Raw genomic sequence first — 19,609 nt, forward strand, 5'->3', positions numbered from 1 at the left:
GCTCAAGCTTCGCCGTAGTCTCGAATCGCCTCAAGCATCCAGCGCATGTTGTCGAGTGGCACGTCTTGGCCGATCTCGCCGTGAAGGATGAGACCACCCGCCGGTGTGGCGAATGCCTCTACCACCGCCTTCACGTGGGCACGGATCTCCGCGCGTGTGCCATGCGGGATGATGTGCTGGCGGTCGAGGTCGGAGCGGATGGCGACCCCTGGCGAAGGGCGAAGTGCGAAGGGCGAGGAGGACTGGGAAGCAACGGAGCGCGGACGTTCGGTCCGCTCTGGAGCGATTGGGGAACGCTCTCGCCCAATCATCTCAGCCACACGGTCTTCCCCCATCAGGGCGTGCTGTGGGTTCAGCACGTCAACTCCGACCTCGATCAGGTCCGGAAGGATGTCAAGCGTCCAGCCGTCGGTGTGGAAGAACACCGGCTTGCCAGCCTCGCGCGCCCTTTCAAAGAGCCGTGCATAGCGGGGTTTGAAGAAGCTGCGCCATTGCTGCGGGCTGATGAGAAGCGCGCGCTGGCTGCCCCAATCATCGGCGAAACCGATGCCGTCCACTCCCGCGCCGATCGCGCCGTCAATCTCGGCGAGGAAATACGCGACCAACCGGTCTGCCAGGATATGAAGCTCGGGCCGATCTTCGGCGAAGTCCATGTATAGATTCTCGGGGCCCCGGATCCACTGGAGCTGCTCAAAGAGCGCCCCTCCTCCTCCGTTCACCCAATGCTCGTGGCTGTCGGTAAGGCGCCTGCCCCAGTCCTCGAGAGCGTCCTTGGACGTGTTGGGAGGGAACTCGTAGCGGCCCAAGTCCGCCCAATCCGGCAGTCCCGGCTCGACCACCTCACCGGCGGTGTAGCCCTCCAGCCGCAGCCACTTGGACCCCCAAGCGTCGCGATACCACTCCACTTGGCTTGCGCCCTCCCCCGGCCGCCCGTCCCCTTGTCCCTCCGTCCCCCGGTCCCTTTGTCCCTTCTCTCCCCCAATGATCGCCGTGTTCCCAAAATCGTCGGGGAACTCGGCGACGAGCTCGAGAAGGGCTTGGCCGTGCCGTTTGAGAGCGCCGGGGAAGATGGCGTGTTGAAAGGGAATCCGGTCCGGGCACTCAAACCGGATGGCTCGCCGCACGCGTTCGCGGCTGTTCATCGTTGTCCATCCCTTGGCAAGATCGAAAGGACGGTACACATTTGATGGGGGTCCGCCGGATAGCGCAGAGTTTTGCCATCGGCCTTTACTGCCCCGATCCAGAACTCCATGTCCTGTTCCCCGGCAGGAAGCCGGAACTCCCATCGAAAGCCGCCCTTGTGGGTTGGTAGGATGCGGACCGGCGGCTCGCGCGACCCCATGGGCCGGCACCACACAACAGCTTGTTTGAGTGGCGCTTGCGTGAGGGCAAAGAACGTGTAAGTGTCGAGGCTGCCGGCGTCAAGATCGTTGTGCGTGGGCATGAAGAGCCGTTCGGAGCCTTGGTAACCCCGGTCGGTGCGAGGAAAGGCGGAAGTCGGAAGAGGGTGGCTCAGCGCGGCCTCGATCTCTGCATCATGAACCGAAAGGAACCGGTTATGCACCCGGGTGTGCATCTCAAGATTGGCGATCGTGCCCATTTCGCCCGGCGTCTCAATCGATGCGATCTGGTGCGTCAGCATCGCTTCCCACAGCCTTGCCATGCTTACGCGAATCCCTTGGCATTTGCCGGCAAGGCTCGCGCGCGCCGCCGGAGCGGCACCTTTCATCACTGCCACGGAGCGGTCGAGCCTGCCACGCAGACAGGTCAATTCCCGCATCGCGCGGTAAGAGCGGAATCGTTCAAGCCAAACATCGAGTCTGGCTCGATGTCCCGCTCCCCGAACCTTTGGGCGAAGCTTTTCAAGCCGTGGCAAGAAGTCGAACGCTCGGCGCTCCTGTTCCCACAGCCCCGAAACGGAAGGCAAGCCGCCGGGCCCCTCAATCCAGTCCGACAACTGCGGAAAGGCAACTCCGTCGAGCGAAGCAAAAACTGCGCCGATTTCTTTGCCCGCCTCTGGCCCAAATCGAGCGGCCGCCCAGTCTCGGTAGAGGTCTGCAACGGGCGCGGTTCGAGCCCGCCCGGCGGCCGAGGACTCCATGTCGGCATTAAAGCCGCCCCATTTCGGCCCGCCGCAGTTGATGCGAAGAGCGAACGGTGACGTTCTGCCTTTGCCGGACGAAGTAGGCTCCGATACGACTTCGATTCCCGCGATACACGGGTACTCAACTTCCTTAATGAAGTCAACCTTCAACCAGCCGTCTTTGACGATGACCTTTGCCATGGAGAGGTCGAGCGCATGGTTCTTGCCGACCCGTGCCACGAGGTCCAAGCCCCTCACCAAAGGCACACCCTGGATATCGGCGCCGAAGACGCGCTTTCCGGGCTCCCCATAGTGTGGCTCGCTAAATTTGAGCGTGACCTTGTAGATTCCTTTCGGAACCTTGAAGCGGTAGCCGGCAACGTCGTACCGCACGGTCTGGTAGACCGCGTCTTGGTCGGTGTCCTCAACCGGGGCCGTGAACGACGCCACGTTGCCGCCCAGTGCCCCTTGCTGCGGTTCGGCAGCTACGATCCTCTTAGCCCAGGATTGATCCCAGCCGGCCTCAGCAATCGCCACGATATTCATTCCGATCGAGGCTGTTCGCCAGTGGATGCCGAGGAGGCCGGTGCAGCCATAGTTTCTGGCCTGGGCCGCATCGGCGCGCATCCGTCCCACCCATGGCTGGTACCCCACGAGATTTGGGTCATTCTCCAACCAGGGAATGGCCCAGGTGGGCCGGCCCTTGATCTTGCCAAACGCAGGATCGATAGGCTCGTGCCCCACTTGTCGGTTGATGGCGCTGAGAGGGACGGATTTGGGCAAGTCCTTGTCGAGCGCGGCGCGATCATTCACCGGTCCCAGCACCCATCCGCTCGTCGCCAACTGGAACGGGTTGCCCAAGTCTTCAAGGGCGCCAAGGGCCGCGCGCATGTCGGCGAGGGTGGCGGCGTATTGCTCCGGTTTGTTGCCTCCCCAGGTCCAGTCTTCGGGGGTCCAGAGCCAATAGTAGTCCACCGGGTAAGCGGCTTGGATCCGCCGGAACATGGCCCGGTACACCTCTCGAATGGTGCCCGGTCCGAGGTCCCCGCCTTCTCTGACGAGCCTTTCGCGAACCTGAGCGGGAAGGGTTAGGGGTGTCTCCGTGCCAACGCAGACCTTGGCGCCAAGGAGGTGCGCCAGATGAAAGGCCGGCCATAGAGTTTGCGATGCCGCCCGCTCGAAGATGCCCTCCGGCGTGGGGGCTTTCATCGCGTCGGGCATATAGCCATCTGGAAACAGCCAGGATGCACCTACGCTGAACTGGCTGGGCTCCATGCGGCCATAGCCCCACGCACCACCTTTGGTCGAGGCCCAGCGGCTAGGGTAGGCCGCACGAATCGAGCTGTCGGCGTTGAGGTCCGTCTCTCGCCCGATCCAGACCAGCGGCTCCGGCCCGACGCCCCCTTCCGGGTAGCAGTGGAACCCCACGAAGTTCATTCCCAGCCTTGGCAGGCGTGAGACATAGGAGCGATAATCCTCTGGAGACCACCAGTCTGGCCCCTCCGGAAAGTCGTGGAACGGCTGGATGCCTCGAACTGAGAACAATGGTTTTCGTCGTTCTGAGATGGCCGGGAGAATAAACGGCCGCTTGGCGTCAGGCACCACATCCTCGTGAAGATCGAACCGCACGCCGAGGTGATGGGCAAAGCGATAGGCCCCGAAGAGGAGCCCGGAGGGGCTGCCTCCCTCAATACGCACCATTCGCTTTGCCTCAGGGCCCGTGGAGACGATGTTGTAGCTCTCAGCTGCGAGGTCGCGGCGCAAGGCGAGCTGCACTTGAGGCACCCCGGCATGAGTCTTTCGCTCGATCGAAAGCAGTTCGCCGGTCGTGAGATAAAGGTATCGTCGGACCTCTTTGGCCGCAAGCCGCTCGGCGAACGTGTCGCCCGGCGATGCAACGATGATGCCCCGTGGTTGGCCAGAGGTCAGTGCTGAAACGACAAGGGCCAGGCAGAACGGGACCATTGTCTTCATCTTGCCCAATGAAGAAGGCGCCGAAGCTAATCCTTACATTTATGAGCGGATTGCCAGGCCGCCATCACCGGGCCGCTAGCCATGCCTTCCAACCCTCGATCAGTTCGGCATCGCTCACCCTGACCACCTTGAGAGCCGCCTCATTGGTGGTGGCCGTTAAGAGCTTCAGCAGCGTCGGGCGCCCCCACTTGCCGTCCACATACTTGGCCAAGGACCCCGCCAGCCCATATCTGGCCCGGCCCTTCCAGACGTCCGCAAGGCTCTTTGGAAACGAGCTTTCGCTGGGTTTGGGGAGCCCTTTAAGCCGCGCCGCGTCGAGTTGCCCGGACACATAGGTCGCGAGCCCCTCGACGAACCACGCCATTCCGTCCATGCCGTCGAGGTCCTTGCTCGGGCTGCTTTGAGCGTGAAAGGAGTGGGTCAGCTCATGCGCGACGATTCGCTCGATCTCGACCGGGTTGTTGGGGTTGTGCTCGTCGGCCTCTTTCGCCCAAGCGTCGGGCGATAAGAAGAACGCCTTTGAGGCACCCGCGGCCCCGACCATCCAGCGCTCGGTCTTCTCCATGCCCCATTGCCGCTTCAGCTCTGCATCGAACGCCGCTCGGTCCTTGCAGAGCACGAGAGTCACGGGATTCTGGAACCCGATGCCAAAGAACTTGGAGATGAGCTTTTCCGCGTTGACGGCGTACTGGGTGAAGGCCCGGGCTTGTTCGGCGCTGCACCCTTCAGCTTGGACTGTTAGGCGCGAAGACTGAGGTGGCATCGCCACCAAGAGGGCACACAACACAGACAGAACAGGGGACACAGAGGCAGTATGCGATGCCCAAAACGGCAATCGGGACCATCGGCCGAGGGCCGATGGTCCCGATTTGTCGTTCACAGCCTGTAGCCGCAGGTTCCGTGCCTGCGAATGAGTCGCGCAGGCGAGACGCCCCCGCGACATCGGTGGCACCTGCCCCTTACTTGCCGCCCTTGGACGCAAACGCCGCTTCGAGCGCTTTCTCAAGCTGCGCCCCGCGCGGGCTGTTGGCCAGCACCTTGCCGGTGGTGCCGTCCACGATCAAGCCGAACGGGATCGCCTCGACGCCGAACTGCCGGCCGATCACGGTATCCCAGTACTTGCCCTCGTAGACCTGCGCCCAGGGCATGTTGTGCTCCTTCGTGAAATCGGCGAGCTTCTTCGCGGCATTGGCCTGGTCGAAGCTGATGCCGAGAATCTCGAAGCCCTTGTCGTGGTACTTCTCATAGGCCTTGATGACGTTCGGCATCTCGGCGATGCAGGGGCCGCACCAGGTCGCCCAGAAGTCGAGCATCACGATCTTGCCCGCATAGCTCTTCGGGAAACTGATCTTCGTTCCGTCGGTGGCTACTGCCTCGAAAGAGGGGACTTTGGCGCCGACGCTGAGATCGGGCGGGAGCTTGAACTCGTCGACCGACTGGGTGGACTTGACCACTTCCAGGCCGTTGCCCCTTGGCTGAAGCTCATAGGTCACGCCGTCGAAGTTGAACGGCTTGCCGACAGACACGTTTTCGGCTCGGCCGTCGCTCTTGCCGTTGCCGTTCCGATCCACGAAAATGCGTGTCGAAGCGGAAATCGTCCCGGCGAAGCGAACCGGGTAGGACTTCGGGCCGATCTTGAGGTTACCCTCATAGCCGAAGTCCGAATAGTAAAGAAGCGTGTTCTTCAACGCGGCCCGCGAGGGATCGGCCTTGTCGAACCGGTACATGCTCACAGAAGCAAGCTGCCCGTTCATCAAGAGCTTCGCATCGCCGCGGAACAGCATATAGTCGCCTTGCTTCGTTCCGGCCCACGCAATGGCGGGGTCGTCGGTGAAGTCCTGGTTCGCGTTGGCGTCCACGAAGAGCCGGGGAGTGCCGCCCTCGGGCTCGTCGAGGATGAACATCCAGGACTTGTCGCCGAACTTGAGGTTGCCGTACATCGGGGCCTTGAGGTCCGCCGGGTGCTTGCTGTTGGGCCCGACCTCCACGCTGGCCGACATATCGGCGCGGATCGGCGAGTAACCGCCCGTGAGGCGGGTCATGCCGGAGGGGATGAACTTGAGGTCGCTGCCCTGAGCGGTGAGCAGCAATGCGGAAGCGAGGATGAGGCTCATGGTGCTTGGCAGTCTACCGGAGCCATTCGGCAGAAGCAATCAGTACTTGTAAAGCTTTATGGGGAGTACTTCAGCGTAACGCTCGAAGTCTTTGTCGAGGGTGAAGATGGACAAGTCGCGCGCGATTGCCACCGAACAAATCAGGAAATCGGTGTTTGAGCCTTGTATGCCCCGGGATCGGCATTGATTGAAGTGCATTGCAGCCATCTCGAAGTCCTCAGCAGTCAGCTCTTCGTCAGGAAAAAACTGGATCTGAGACCTAACAACCTCAAATCTTTCCAAGCTCTGAATCCCGCTCAGCACTTCTTGCCGAATGGGACCAATGATTCTGGCGCTTCCAGCTTGGATCAATGCGTCCGCTTCGTTCTGAACGGCCTCAACGGGGCTCCTTCTCTGGAGAAACTCGGACCAAACCGGCGTATCGAGGAGGACACTCACCTTCTGCGCCGCTGTTCCTTGTAGTCATAGGTGGGATCAATGTCGATGGTCCCCCTCAGTTTGAGGAACTCGAGCTGACCCTTTCGCTGAATGTATCCTCGCAACGCTTCGTTAACGACCTCTCGTTTCGTCTTGAGGCCACTTATCTTCAGCGCCTGGTCCATCAGCGCTTCATCATATTTGATATTGCTCGCCATGTGTCAATTGTGACACATCACCCTCTCTTCGACTCACTCGCTACCGGTCGATCTCGCCCAGCACGATATCAATCGAGCCGATGATCGCAATCACGTCGGCGATCAGTCGTCCCACGGCCAACACTTCCAACGACTTCAGGTTCATGAAGCTGCTGGGCCGCTCGTGGAAACGGTACGGCCGGTTTGAGCCATCCGAAATGATGTAGAAGCCCAGTTCGCCCTTGCTGCCCTCGATGCCCGCGTAGGCCTCGCCCACCGGCGGGTGGAAGCCCTCGGTCCAGAGCTTGAAGTGGTGGATCAGCGCCTCCATCGATTCGTCGATCTCGGGCTTGGGCGGCGGCGAAATCTTCCTATCGGCGGTTCTGAAATCGCCCTCCGGCATGCCGTCGATGGCCTGCTGGATGATCTTCACGCTCTCCTTCATCTCGGCGATGCGGACTAGGAACCGGTCATAAACGTCGCCGCGATCGCCCACAGGGATCTTGAAATCGAAGTCCTCGTAGCTGCTGTAGGGGTTCGACTTGCGAAGGTCCCACTCCACGCCGCTGGCCCTGGCGATCGGGCCGGAACATCCGAGGTCCAGCGCCTGGGCGCCGGTGAGCACACCCACGTCATAAGTGCGCTCTTTCCAGATCGGGTTCTCGACCAAGAGGCCTTCGACCACGTCGAGGTCGGGCAGGAAGCCCTTGAGGAATTTGCGCAGGTTGGCCTCGAAGCCCTCGGGCATGTCGCCGCGAAGGCCGCCCGGGACGATCCAGCTCGGCATCATGCGCACGCCGCTCATCTCCTGGAAAAGGTCCAGGATGTACTCCCTCTGCTGCATGATGTAGAAGAACGGGGTCATCGCGCCGAGGTCCAGCCCGTGGGTGCCCAGCCATACGGCATGCGAGGCGATACGGCTAAGTTCGGTGAGGATAACCCGGATGTATTGAGCGCGCTTGGGGATCTCACATCCCAGCAGCTTCTCGACCGCCAGCGCATAGGCCAGGTTGTTGCCGTTGGCGTTCAGATAGTCCATGCGGTCGGTCATGACCACGCATTTCAGGTACTGCTGGTATTCGGCTTCCTTCTCCATGCCCGAGTGCAGGTAGCCAATCTGGCATTTCGCCTGGATGATAACCTCGCCCTCCAGTTCGCAAATGACGCGAAGAACGCCGTGCGTGCTGGGGTGTTGGGGACCCATGTTGACGATCATCGTGTTCTCGCCCTGTCGCTCAAACACGGTTTCGGTGGTGGGCATGAAGACGTTCGGCATGAGTTGGTTCACAGGATACCGGAGGCGGGGCGGCGCGCGAAGGGCGAAGGGACGGAGCGCAGGCATCCGTGCCTGGCACTAGGCTTTGGAGATGAAGAGATGAGGAGATGAGGGGACGGAGCGCAGCCGTCCCCACAATCCTCCCCCCTCTGTGGATATAGGGGAGGAAGTTGGGGACACGGCAGCGCGAGATGGGGCAAGGGTGAGTCGATGAAAGGGTGAAGGGCGGGTCTTGGAGTCCGGCGGCCAAACGCCACCGCAGCACCGTCCTAGCGACCTGATTGGGGATGGGGTCAAATAGAGAAGGACCGATGCTCAACCTTCTCTCGGCAGCGCTCTTGCTCTCAACAGCGAACCTCAACTACGTGGTTCGAACGCAGGATGCCGTGCTGAGAGTGAACCGCGGGGCCTCGTCTCTCGATGTCCTTTGGCCCTCGGGCCCGAGTGTCTCGCTCCCAAAGGACCTGCCGCCCAATCTGTGCATACGAAAGGATGGAAGCACGATTTTTGTCGCCAAAACAGGATCTCGCCCAAGTTGGGTCATGTTCGGCCCTGGCGAGGGTTGGAAGAAAACCCAGGTAGTGGGCGCGATTCGAAGGGCCATCGCGCTAGCAAACACCCTTTATTTCCTGGAAGGCAGAACCGGCGACGGCTTCCAGGAACAGTATTGGGTGTCGCAACTCGCCAACGGACGCATGCGAACCTGGAAGGCTCGCTCTTACATGGCCAGAGGCATTCTGCCCGCGTTCCTTGCCGAAGATGGGACTCTGTACTATTTCGATCGGTCCAATCAGCTTCACCAGAGAAGGCTCTCCGTGGTAAGCAAGACGCCTCTAGGCTCTGACAAAGAGCCGTCTTGGGTCCAAGATGAAGTGGCGACGTCGTCGGACAAGTTTTGTACCCTTGTCGTCAGGCAATCGGAAGGACATTCAAAGCTCTATCGCGTGCCCTATCGGGGCAAAGCTGTCGTCCTCCCATACAGGGATGTTAGTGTGCACACTTGCGCTGGAAGCGCGAAGGAGAGTTGGCTACTCTGCCGTCAGGCTGGCCAGCTTGGCATCGCGCGCGTCACTGAGAAGAGTTCCTCGTTTGTTCGAATGACAATAAGTACGATAGCCAACACGTTCATAACATGTGACGAAGCCGGCGCATGTTTGTTGGTCGGTGAACGAGGAAGCTTCAAGCGGACCGCTTACTACTTTCCGTCGGAAAAGCCTCTTAGGGCATTCGTTCGGTCGAGCTTGATCGCCGACGCTGCCGTTGAGGACGCCGTGGCACTCGCACACGGAAAGCTGTTCCTATCGAACTACGACGGAACGTGGAAATCGGTCCGGGTCGATGGCGGAAAGTAGTCCAAGAGCGACCGAAAGCCTCGACACCTTCAGATGTTGAGGCTTTTGGTCGCGAGGAATGCTACTGAGCAAGCGTCCAACTGTCGATCCTGAAACTCGCACGATGTTCCTCGCAAGCTATCGGTCTGCGGGCTCGATTGCGCGGTGGCGCTTGCGGCCCTTCGGAGGCTTGAGCCTGACGATCTTGCGGAAGACCTCGCGGGATTCGTCTGAGGGCAGCGCGTTCAGGTCAACCACGAGCATTTCGTAGCGTAGCGGCACCCAGGTCCTGAACCTGATGATCACGATCCCGTTCGACTCGAACGGCCACCCGCGTGACCTCAGGCCATAGCGCCGAAAATCTCCCTTGCCATTCACCCATTCGGCCTCGAGCGACGAGATCGTGCCGGATTGCACCTCCAAGTCGCCCCGCCGCCGGACCCAATGCACCGCCCACAGGAGCTCGACGGCAGCCTCGAAAACGAAGTACGCGAGCACGAATGAGTACATCCGGACACAGTCCATGAGTAGTTCGTAGTTTGGCCGTAGGAAGAATCCAAACACGAGGGCACAGCTCGCAACCACAAGCACCATTTGAAGAAGAAACTTGCGGTGCCAAGCCCAGATCGCTTGCCTGAACCGCTCGAACGGGACTGTGTGCGGCGGTAGGTCCAGGGCAAGGACGACACCGAGACCAGGGATTGCCGTCGGCCATCCGGCACCCTTGGGTGCGCCTGCCATAGTCCCTTGGTCGCGTTCCTTCATCGAGGTCCTCGTCCCGATGCCTGATCACTCGCCAAGCATCACCCTCATCTTACAGCAATTGCCAAGTATCTTTGGAAGGATCGATTGCGTTCAGCCAGTCCCCGTTTCGATCATCCCTATACCCACAGAGGGCGGAGGAATGAACGCAGCAGGAGAGGGGAGGGGGAAGTTCCTCCCTACTCCTCCTCCTATAGGGAGGAAGTGAAACGGGACGGCGTGGCGTTGGCGAAAAGCCCTTCGCGAGAGGCGAGGTGGTCTGTCCGTCCCCATCGCCCATCGTCCATCGCCCATCGTCCTTCGCGAATCGCCTCCCCCAAATAGCAGGAATTCCCACAAGGCTGTAGAATCTCTCTGACACTCAGACAGAGAGGTACACCATGCGACGAATTCCATCTCTCCTCGCTCTTTTGATCCTTGTCCTTTCGCTCGGCCTGCTCGCGGGCTGCTCGGGCGGAGGCGCGACGGACAACCCCGCTCCTTCCGGCGACGGAAAGTCCGCCGAAGGCGGACCGAAGCTCCGCGTCGGCATCAGCGTCCCGGCGGCTGACCACGGCTGGACCGCGGGCGTCATCTATTGGGCCAAAGAGGCTCAGAAGGAGTACCCGGACGTTGAGTTCACGCTCGCGACCGCCGACAAGCCCGAGACCCAGATCAACGACCTCGAGACGATGATCGTCAAGAAGCTCGACGCTATCGTGGTGCTCGCCACCGAGAGCGCACCGATCACCCCGGTCGCCAAGAAGATCCGTGAGGCCGGCATCCTGCTGGTCAACGTGGACCGCGGCTTCCTGGAGCCCGTCGCCGACGTGTTCCTCGAGGGCGACAACAAGCAGTTCGGCCGAAAGTCGGCGGAGTATATGGTCGAAAAGTTGGGCGGCAAGGGCAATATCCTCGTGCTCGAAGGCATCCCCTGCACCGTCAATACTGACCGTGTTAACGCCGCCAAAGAGGTGTTCGCCAAGAGCCCCGGCATCAAGATTCTGGACAGCCAGACCGGCATGTGGAACCGCGAGAAGGCCTACAACGTGATGCAGGCGCTGCTCCTGAAGCACAAGAAGGTGGACGCCGTGTGGGCGCAAGACGACGACATGGCGCTTGGCGCCGAGCAGGCGATCAAGGAAGCCGGCCGCGACAAGGAGATGTGGATGCTCGGCGGCGCGGGCATGAAGGACATCGTCAAGCGCGTCATGGAGAAGGACCCGATGTTCCCGGCCGATATCACCTATCCACCTTCGATGATCAAGCAAGGCATCAAGACGGCGGTCGACATGCTGAAGGCCGGCAAGCGAAGGAACGAGACGCAGGAGCACGTGACGATCAACATCGACTTGATCACCCCGGAGAACGCGAAGGACTTCTACTTCCCGGATAGCGTGTACTAGGGAGAGGCATTGGGCATTGGGGCATTAGGGCACTAGAGTGCTCAGGTGCTCGGATGTTGGAGACATTAAGGTGGCCGCCGGTCTGTGTCACCCCCCCTTTCCCTTGTCCCGATGATCGGGATTGGGGGAAGGGTTTGGGGGGATGGAGGTTCCGGGGATTCTGCCGCCTGCCTCAGTGTGTTGGGTGTGGGCAGGTGCCAGATGAGAACCGTTGGGCGTGCTAACATGAGCATGTGGACCCGGGGAAGGCTCATCCAAGACGGACCACACTACTAGCGCTTGCTTGCGTTTCGGTCGCCGCCGCATCGGCCTCGTTGGCAATTTCAGCAGCGATTCACAGCGCAGTTGGCGGTACAACTCACGCGAGTATTGTAGCGGGGTTTCCACTTCTGAGGGCAACTTTCGCTGCCTTTGAAGGCGGGCGCTATCGGGCTCTATTGCCTAAAGCTTTCAGCTACGCGCTCATCGGACTAGTTGTGGCAACGATTTCAGACTTTCAGCAATCCATTTGGCTGCGGCTGTTTTGGCTTTCGCTGGGCCTGGGCCTTGGTGCATATGGCGTACTACCCCTGGTTCGGGCGGAACAGACGCACCGTAAAGGGCAACTGAAGTCATAGCTGCATCAGGCAGACTGAGTCCCACTAGGGACTCCCGACAGGCTTTGGGACAAGCCCCAAATTGGCGTCGCCTTCATAGATGAAAGCAGATTCCCGAAGGTGTTAGTGCCCGACCGCACCCCCAATACACTGAGGCGGGCGGCAGAAAGGAAAAGAGATCGAGAATATGGAGCGAAAGGCCTGTTTGAACCTATTTTCTTTTTGCCGCCTTCCTCACTTTCTTATAGGAAGAAAGCAGGGCAGAAAGAAGGGAGGCGCATCTCCAAGCCCACTCTCCGCCACGGGCGCAGGCACGGAACCTGCGGCTACGGCAAGCCTTTGGACGCAGGCCGAAGCCCGTGGCTATGATGAGGGGTATCGCCTATCGCTCTTCGCTCCTACATCTTGCCGGCTCGGACGGAACCTTGCCCTCGCCCCCATAGCCTCTTCCGGGCACGATTCACAACTCGGCGCTGTTTCGAAGCGTAGGAAAAGGTAACCCGTGGAGACAGGAGAAACCCCAGGCACACAACCTCGCACCCAATCGGCCCTGAACTCTGAGGCGAAGGGCGAAGAAGTAGCCCCCTCCTTGGTTTTGCGGAGCGAAAATGCTTCCGAGTCCCGACAGGTCGGGAAGGAGCGGGTTGTCGCAGATCCCGCCGAGCGTAGTGAGGGGAACGAAGTCGGGAGGGGTGGAGACAGTCCCGCCCCCTCACCCGGTTCACTTCGTTCACCGGCCTCTCCCCAAGGGGCGAGGGAGGACACCCCCTCACCCCAGACCCCAAACCCCGAACCCCTCACCCCAAACCCCTCACCCCAGACCCCTTCCTCCCTCTACCCCTACCTCGAGAAGATCATCCAGCCCAAGGACCTGCACGGCTTGAGCGTCAAAGAGCTTCAGGAAGTCGCGGACGAAGTGCGCCGGGCCATCATGGACAAGGTCTCCAAGACCGGGGGCCACCTCAGCTCGAACCTGGGCACCGTGGAGCTCACCGTCGCCCTCTATGCCGCCTATTCCATCCCGCCGGACAAGGTGGTTTGGGACACCGGGCATCAGGCCTACCCGCACAAACTGCTCACCGGGCGCCTTCCGCGCTTCGAGACCCTGCGCAAGTACAAAGGCATCAGCGGGTTCCTCAGGCGCGAGGAGCATGAACTCGACGTCTTCGGCGCGGGCCACGCGGGCACCGCCATCTCTGCGGCGCTCGGACTTGCCGTCGCGCGCGACCAGATGGGAACCAAGGAACGGGTAGTGGCGATCACCGGCGACGCCAGCATCGGCGCTGGCATGAGTTGGGAGGCGCTGAACCACGGCGGCGAATCCGGCACCGACCTGACCGTCGTCCTGAACGACAATCGCATGTCCATCGCCCCGAACGTCGGTGCGCTGACCAATTACTTCACGCGCCTTCGCTCGAGGCCCTATCTGCAATCGCTCGCTCACCGCGCCAAGTCGATCATCGAACGTATCCCTGGCCCGGCGCCCAGGGTCGCTGCAGGCCTTCGCCACGGCCTCACGCACTACTTCGCCCCCGAGAACACCGGCACGATCTTCGAGGAGATGGGCTGGGAATACATTGGACCCATCGACGGCCACGACCTGCCCACGATGCTGGAAATCTTCCGCAACGTCCGCGAGGTGAAGGGGCCCGTGTTCGTCCACGCGATTACGGTCAAGGGCAAGGGCTACGAGGTCGCCGAGGAGGATGCCCGCAAGTGGCACGGCGTGATCCCCTTCGACGTGGATGCCGCCGAAATGGTGAAGCCAGGCGGACCGCCCTCTTACACCCAAGTCTTTGGCGATGCCGCGGTGGAATGCGCGGAGCGCGACCCCAAGGTTGTGGCGATCACCGCCGCCATGCCCGATGGCACGGGCCTGAATCCTTTTGCCAAGAAGTTCCCGGAGCGATTCTATGACACCGGCATCGCGGAGCAGCACGCGGTGACTTTTGCTGCGGGCTTGGCAGCCGGGGGTTTGAAGCCTTTCTGCGCGATCTATTCCAGCTTTTTGCAGCGCGCCTACGATCAGGTGCTGCACGACGTGTGCCTGCAGAACCTCCCCGTTCGGTTCTTCCTGGATCGTGCCGGCCTGGTTGGCGACGATGGCCCTACGCACCACGGCGCGTTCGACCTGAGCTTTCTTTCCTTGATCCCGAACCTCGTGTTGATGGCGCCGAGGGACACGACGGAGCTGCGTGAGATGACGCACTTCGCGATGGGCTATGAGAAGGGCCCGCTGGTGGTCCGGTACCCGAGGGGCTCTGGCGATGAGGGCCTACCCGAGGCCCGAACGCCGATCGTCTTTGGAAAGGCGGAGGTGCTGGGGAGTCTGGACGGGTGGACGGGTGGAAGGGTGGAAGACGGATCAATCCGCAACCCGCAATCCGAAATCCGCAATCGGGTCACGATTCTCGCCGTCGGCTCGATGGTGGGTCCGGCGTGGAAGGCCGAGCAGGAATTGGCCGAGAAGGGAGTCTCCGCGACGGTCGTCAACGCGAGGTTCGTCAAGCCGCTCGATCTGGATACGATCGTGGCCTGCGCCCAGGAATCAGGCCGCCTGTTGGTCGTCGAGGAAAACGTCCGCCGCGGAGGCTTCGGCGAGGCCGTGCGGGAGGGGATGGCAGAACGGGGCCTAAGCGGGTTGCCGATGAGCATCCTGGCGCTTCCGGACCAGTTCGTCGAGCACGGGTCGCAACCCCTGATTCGCCGCGATTGCGGTCTGGATGTCGATGGGATTGTGAAGGCGGCGATGGAGCTTGTCTCGGGACAGAGGTAGATCCGCACGATCGTTGACCAAAGGTGGCTTGCGGCAAATTGCCAGTGCTTTGGAGACTTCCCGTTCTGATCTGGAGCGGGGCGACTTGGCGCCGCTTTGGGAGTGACCGCTGCATCCAACGTTCGCTTGGGGGTTGACGCAGGCCCACCGGGCCGACCTCTTCCCAGGGCTGGCGCCTTTGCTTCAACTGGTATGCCCGTTGGGCCTGAACACGGATACCTCGACGTTGGAGGGCCATCAGGGCTGACGCCCTTCGCTTCAACAGGTCGACCCTTTGGGACTGTCTCTCGCTCCCATAGGGGCAAAAAGAATGCAAAGCCCCCATAGCGGCGCCAGGTCGCCGCACCCCCAAAGCAGCACCAACTGCCCAGAGCAAAGCCCCCTATACGCTGAGGCAGGCGGCAGAAGAGGTGAGCTTCTTAGTGGGCTTTCCCGTGAGCGGCCGTTACTGTTTTGGAGGTCCTTAAGCTCTGGCCGTCGAATGGAATCGTCGGTGCTTCATATGGTGACGACGATGCTCTTGGCCTTCTGCTCGCTGACTGCGAATCCAGCCGCCAATGACGACGAATGGACCTTGGCTCGGGCCCGCACAGAATGGTCGCCGATGGTCCGGCCGGTCCAACACGTCGGCGTGCCTGGGTTCGAGTTTCAGACCGGTGTCATGTGGGACGGGGCGCTGGTGTTCGGTCCGCTGGACTTCCTTAGCCTAAAGGTCATGCAGGAGGAAATGAAGCTCCATCATGCGAGCCCGATGCATGTCAGCTTTGGGTATGGAGAGAAAATGACCCTGCCCGATCGAAAGGGCACCGGGAACCGTGCGCTTCAGCGAAGCCTCGTCGGCAAGAGCCTGCCCATCCCCCTCTTGAGCTTCCGGCAAGGCGACGTCATCTGGCAGGAAACGGTGAGTGCGAGGCTTCTCAGCGGCCGCGAATGGAGGAGCTCGCAGGATGTGCTGGTGGCCGACGCACGTCTCAAGGCAGCGCCCATGCTCGGCATGGGGCCGAAGTCCGCGCGCGTGTGGATTCACTTTGGAGATACCAGCAAGGTCCGGTTCGGCTACAAGTGCGAGCAGGACGTCCAACTCGCGCCCGGCCTTCCGATACGCTTCGACGGCCGTTTTGGGATGATCGGAGACCAGGTGAGGTTCGCGGTTGAGAAGCCGTCCGAGGGTGAGTTGACCTGGCACGAAAGGGTTGACTCCGTCGTGGGGGCGAAGGGGCCGGCGTTTGGGGTGCTTGAATGGCGCGTGCCGCTCGAAGCCAATACCGGCGGCACGCTGCACCTGGCGATCCCCTACGGCTTGCTCGACAAGTCGCGTGCCGAGGGCCTGCTTGCGAAGGACGCCGACGCAAGCTTTGCAGTGGCTTACGACGCCTGGTCCACGGCCCTTACGCACTCTCACACCGGGCAGATCACCGTCCCGGACCCCTGGATCAACGACTACATCGCCGCCGTCCCGGGACAAATGGCTCAGCAGGTGGCCTATCGCAACTCCACCGACACCTGGATGTACAAGACCAGCCCCAACCACTACGAGGGCTACTGGCCTTGCAACGCCGCCAAAGCGCTGCCAACGCTCGATTACCGCGGCCTGACGAAGCTTAATGAGAAGGTCTTGGCCGGGTTCATCAAGAATCAGACCGACGACATTCGCGGCCTGGACAAGCGGGGAATGGGCCACGGCGAGGCGCTCGAGGGCGAGGGCTACGCCAAGGTGGACGGGTTCCTGGGCAACTTCGGGGAGTGGACCGCCAACCCGCTGCTCATCAGCCACGGCCTGGGCATGTGGGCGCTGGCGCAGCACTACCGGATCACCCGTGACGCCAAGTGGCTGAAGACGCCCATTTCCAATCCGCTCGGTCCGCGCTCCCCTTTGGAGGCGATGATCAAGGCGTTCGATTGGGTGAGCGTGCAGCGCAAGAGAACGATGCACGACTTCTATGCCCAGAGACCGGCCCATTACGGCTTGCTCCCGCCTGCTTCAGCCCATGATTGGCTGGCAGGGAGCACGATCTTCAACGACGCCTGGTGCATCTACGGCATGACGGAGGTCGTGCGCCTTCTGCGCGAGATTAAGCATTCGCGCGCTGATGGGATGGCCAAGGAGCTGGCCGACTACCGCGAAGCTCTTGCTCACCGTTACTCTGACGCAACCGCGGCAGCGGAACAGATGCTCAGGGAGGACGGCTCGTACCTTGACTTCGTCCCGCGGATGGTTTCGGAGCTCGATTGGCGCAAGATTGACTGGACCTACACCGGCTATGGGCCCGTTCGTGCAGCCGCAATGGGTGCGCTCGACCCTCAGCACTCGCTGGTCGATCTATCGCTCAAGTTCCTCGAAGAGGGAATGCCGAAGGGCGAGGGACCTTACTTCAGCGCACACATCCAACATCCGGATATCGCCGACATCAACTGGGGCAAGATCTCCGACCCCAATGCGCCGCGCCATTGGCTGTGGCGGCACTACGTGGAGTACGAGACCATGTGGCCGGTCGCGGGGCACCTGTTCCTGGCCCTGGACGACCTCCCGAAGTTCTTTGAGTTCCTCTTCAACAACCTGGCCGTGGCGGTGCACAAAGATTGGAAGGTGGGGGTGGAATCGCTGGACGGCGTCCCGAGTTGCGCGCCGGGAGACAGCGAGCGCTGGCAGACCATTAGGCGGATGTTCGTCAATGAGACCGGCGGCTACGACGGCTCCGCGCAGTCGCTTTTCCTGCTTCAGGCGATGCCGCGAGAATGGCTGAAGCCGGGCGCGAAGCTTGGCGTCAAGGACATGGGAACGGCTTTCGGGGGGAAGGTGGACCTGGACGTGACTGTTGCGAGAGGAGGATCATCCGTCAGCGTGAGCTTGTCCGCGAAGGCGATCGCCGTGCAGCCAAAGGAGGTGTTGATGCGGCTCCGGTCCGGCAGCGGCCGTCCGCTTAAGTCGGCAACGGTCAACGGCAAGGCGGCGAAGGTTCTGACGGGGGATCGAATCCACCTTCCGAAGATCCTTAAAGGCGAATACCGCATCGTAGGGCGGTACTAGAGGCGAGAAGTAACGGGCCATGAATGGTACGTTGGGTCCAGGGAATGCCCGTGAGGTTACGGTGCAACGGCACTTCGCCATTCCCTGTAGGAAGGGATGAAAGCCCGTGAACCTCAAGCCACCAAAGACCAACCCTGCGAAGCGAAACACCCCAGGGCTTTTCAGCCGCCTTTCCTCGGTTCAGGTCACCAGCAAGAAGTTCGACGACTTCTTAAGCGTCTCGGGGTGTCTGCTTTATTGCCTTGGGGCACTTGGACTGTTCTTGATCGCTCAACAGACTGGCAACGGTTCGCGGTATTCCGGGCATAGTCAGAACTCGACTCAGCTCTTGGGGTTTATCGAGTACACGGTCCTTGCGACCTGGGGTCTGGCCTCCCTCTACGGGCTCGTGGCGGGAAAGGTGTGGACGAGTCGAGCCATCGGCTGCCTTTTTGCCTCCGGACTTGCGACTGCCGTACTCCCGGCTACTTTTGAGCCGTGGGTGGTTTTTGCCTTGTCGATCGGTTTCCTCCTTTACCCTCGAATCAGGGACCTTCGAGGGGCAGATACCGGTGCTGACAAGTCCGCTGGTCGAAAGCGGTGACAAGTCACCGGGCCCCAAAAGGACTACCCCATGCTCAGGTAGCGCTCTCCACGATCTGGGAGCATCGTGACGATCGTATGCCCCGGCCCCAGAGCCTGAGCAACCGCTTTGGCCCCGAGTACATTGGCGCCGGAGGAAATGCCCACAAGCAACCCCTCAGTGCGCGTGATTCGGTGCGATTCCTCAATGGCTTCGGCGGTTTTGATACGCACCACCTGATCGATCTCTGAGACGTTCACGACGTCCGGAATGAACCCATCCGCCAGCCCCTGGATGCCGTGGTGCCCCGGAGGATCGCCGGAAAGCACCGCCGATTCGTCCGCTTCGACCGCCACGACACGCACCGACGGGCTTTCCTTTCTGAGTGCCCTGCCAACCCCCATCAGCGTGCCCCCTGTACCGACGCCCATCACGAACGCATCGATCGTTCCGGGCACCTGCGCCAGGATTTCGGGGCCAGTGGTCGTTTCATGGCAGAGGGGGTTGTTCGGGTTGGAGAACTGGCTCGGCAGGAAGAGGTTGGTGTCCTTCTTGGCCCGTTCTCGCGTCTCGTGAACCGCCGCCAAAATGTCGGTGAGCTGGTCGATAAGTTCAAGCTCTGCGCCAAACCCCTGGATCATCGCGCGGCGCTCCTGGCTCACGGTCTTGGGCATCATGATTCGAACCTTGTAGCCCTTGCGCGCGCCGACCATGCTCAGCGCGATGCCGGTGTTGCCGCTGGTGACTTCAAGAATGGTCATTCCGGGACGAAGCTCGCCGTGCTTCTCGGCTTGGCTGATGATGAATGCCGCAATGCTATCCTTGATGCTGCCGCCCGGATTCTGAAACTCGCTCTTGGCGAAGATCGAGCAACCGGTTTCCTTGCTCGCCTCGCGAAGCTTGATGACCGGCGTGTAGCCGACCCCATCGAGCAGGTCGGCGGGCCTCATGCAAATGGGAACGTGACGGGGACAGGGAAGGCCGCAGCCGGACAGCGACGTACCGGACTGCATCAGGTCGCTCATATCTCTATTCTAGGGCTCTGCGGGTCCAAAGGTCGCAAGCTATACACTTTCGTCAAGCTTTGCCAACCTTACGCAGCCTCGAA

The 19,609-nt window shown here is 61.2% G+C and carries 14 protein-coding genes; 5 read left to right on the forward strand and 9 right to left on the reverse strand.

Features of this window, described 5'->3' with window-relative positions:
- Nucleotides 1-2: 2 nt before the first annotated feature.
- The 7 genes from HZC36_00360 to nuoD form a co-directional block, all read right to left on the reverse strand.
- Nucleotides 3-1,142, reverse strand: coding sequence for a hypothetical protein (locus HZC36_00360; GenBank protein MBI5705424.1), 1,140 nt, complete (start codon nt 1,140-1,142; stop codon nt 3-5).
- Nucleotides 1,139-4,057: a hypothetical protein gene (locus HZC36_00365; protein MBI5705425.1), complete on the reverse strand. Its 2,919-nt coding sequence runs from the start codon at nt 4,055-4,057 to the stop codon at nt 1,139-1,141. The genes HZC36_00360 and HZC36_00365 overlap by 4 nt, the downstream gene beginning before the upstream one ends.
- A gap of 64 nt (nt 4,058-4,121) precedes the next feature.
- Nucleotides 4,122-4,862, reverse strand: coding sequence for a hypothetical protein (locus HZC36_00370; protein MBI5705426.1), 741 nt, complete (start codon nt 4,860-4,862; stop codon nt 4,122-4,124).
- Between the two features lie 154 nt (nt 4,863-5,016).
- Entirely contained in the window at nt 5,017-6,171 is a 1,155-nt protein-coding gene (locus tag HZC36_00375; GenBank protein ID MBI5705427.1) for a TlpA family protein disulfide reductase, read from the reverse strand.
- 39 nt (nt 6,172-6,210) lie between these two features.
- On the reverse strand, nt 6,211-6,609 hold the full coding sequence (locus HZC36_00380; protein ID MBI5705428.1) for a PIN domain-containing protein: 399 nt from the start codon (nt 6,607-6,609) through the stop codon (nt 6,211-6,213).
- A complete protein-coding gene (locus HZC36_00385) occupies nt 6,606-6,806 on the reverse strand; it encodes a type II toxin-antitoxin system VapB family antitoxin (GenBank protein ID MBI5705429.1) in 201 nt (66 codons plus the stop codon). Before HZC36_00385 ends, HZC36_00380 begins: the two co-directional genes overlap by 4 nt.
- 40 nt (nt 6,807-6,846) lie before the next feature.
- Nucleotides 6,847-8,046: an NADH dehydrogenase (quinone) subunit D gene (nuoD, locus tag HZC36_00390; GenBank protein MBI5705430.1), complete on the reverse strand. Its 1,200-nt coding sequence runs from the start codon at nt 8,044-8,046 to the stop codon at nt 6,847-6,849.
- A gap of 326 nt (nt 8,047-8,372) precedes the next feature.
- On the opposite strand from nuoD, the gene HZC36_00395 reads away from it, so the two are divergent.
- Nucleotides 8,373-9,413: a hypothetical protein gene (locus tag HZC36_00395; GenBank protein ID MBI5705431.1), complete on the forward strand. Its 1,041-nt coding sequence runs from the start codon at nt 8,373-8,375 to the stop codon at nt 9,411-9,413.
- A gap of 117 nt (nt 9,414-9,530) precedes the next feature.
- Here HZC36_00395 and HZC36_00400 read toward each other — a convergent pair whose 3' ends face one another.
- On the reverse strand, nt 9,531-10,157 hold the full coding sequence (locus HZC36_00400; protein ID MBI5705432.1) for a hypothetical protein: 627 nt from the start codon (nt 10,155-10,157) through the stop codon (nt 9,531-9,533).
- Between the two features lie 377 nt (nt 10,158-10,534).
- On the opposite strand from HZC36_00400, the gene HZC36_00405 reads away from it, so the two are divergent.
- The 4 genes from HZC36_00405 to HZC36_00420 all read left to right on the forward strand — a co-directional run bounded on the left by HZC36_00405 (nt 10,535) and on the right by HZC36_00420 (nt 18,522).
- Entirely contained in the window at nt 10,535-11,539 is a 1,005-nt protein-coding gene (locus HZC36_00405; GenBank protein MBI5705433.1) for an ABC transporter substrate-binding protein, read from the forward strand.
- 1,449 nt (nt 11,540-12,988) lie between these two features.
- Entirely contained in the window at nt 12,989-14,911 is a 1,923-nt protein-coding gene (locus HZC36_00410; GenBank protein ID MBI5705434.1) for a 1-deoxy-D-xylulose-5-phosphate synthase, read from the forward strand.
- A gap of 481 nt (nt 14,912-15,392) precedes the next feature.
- Nucleotides 15,393-17,939 (forward strand): hypothetical protein, encoded by a 2,547-nt coding sequence (locus HZC36_00415; GenBank protein MBI5705435.1) that lies wholly within the window; start codon nt 15,393-15,395, stop codon nt 17,937-17,939.
- A gap of 106 nt (nt 17,940-18,045) precedes the next feature.
- The gene (locus tag HZC36_00420) at nt 18,046-18,522 is read left to right on the forward strand and encodes a hypothetical protein (protein MBI5705436.1); all 477 of its coding nucleotides are present in this window, start codon (nt 18,046-18,048) and stop codon (nt 18,520-18,522) included.
- A 23-nt stretch (nt 18,523-18,545) separates the two neighbouring features.
- Here the strand turns inward: HZC36_00420 and HZC36_00425 are convergent, their stop codons facing one another.
- Nucleotides 18,546-19,451, reverse strand: a complete 906-nt coding sequence (locus HZC36_00425; protein MBI5705437.1) for a cysteine synthase family protein — start codon at nt 19,449-19,451, stop codon at nt 18,546-18,548.
- Nucleotides 19,452-19,609 lie beyond the last annotated feature (158 nt).

Source organism: Armatimonadota bacterium, from assembly GCA_016223145.1.
GTDB lineage: Bacteria > Armatimonadota > Fimbriimonadia > Fimbriimonadales > Fimbriimonadaceae > Nitrosymbiomonas.

Coding starts and splice junctions, on each gene's coding strand:
- HZC36_00360 (MBI5705424.1), bottom strand. CDS start 1,142: ATGAACAGCCGCGAACGCGTGCGGCGAGCCATCCGGTTTGAGTGCCCG.
- HZC36_00365 (MBI5705425.1), bottom strand. CDS start 4,057: ATGAAGACAATGGTCCCGTTCTGCCTGGCCCTTGTCGTTTCAGCACTG.
- HZC36_00375 (MBI5705427.1), bottom strand. CDS start 6,171: ATGAGCCTCATCCTCGCTTCCGCATTGCTGCTCACCGCTCAGGGCAGC.
- HZC36_00385 (MBI5705429.1), bottom strand. CDS start 6,806: ATGGCGAGCAATATCAAATATGATGAAGCGCTGATGGACCAGGCGCTG.
- nuoD (MBI5705430.1), bottom strand. CDS start 8,046: ATGCCCACCACCGAAACCGTGTTTGAGCGACAGGGCGAGAACACGATG.
- HZC36_00395 (MBI5705431.1), top strand. CDS start 8,373: ATGCTCAACCTTCTCTCGGCAGCGCTCTTGCTCTCAACAGCGAACCTC.
- HZC36_00400 (MBI5705432.1), bottom strand. CDS start 10,157: ATGAAGGAACGCGACCAAGGGACTATGGCAGGCGCACCCAAGGGTGCC.
- HZC36_00405 (MBI5705433.1), top strand. CDS start 10,535: ATGCGACGAATTCCATCTCTCCTCGCTCTTTTGATCCTTGTCCTTTCG.
- HZC36_00415 (MBI5705435.1), top strand. CDS start 15,393: ATGGAATCGTCGGTGCTTCATATGGTGACGACGATGCTCTTGGCCTTC.
- HZC36_00425 (MBI5705437.1), bottom strand. CDS start 19,451: ATGAGGCCCGCCGACCTGCTCGATGGGGTCGGCTACACGCCGGTCATC.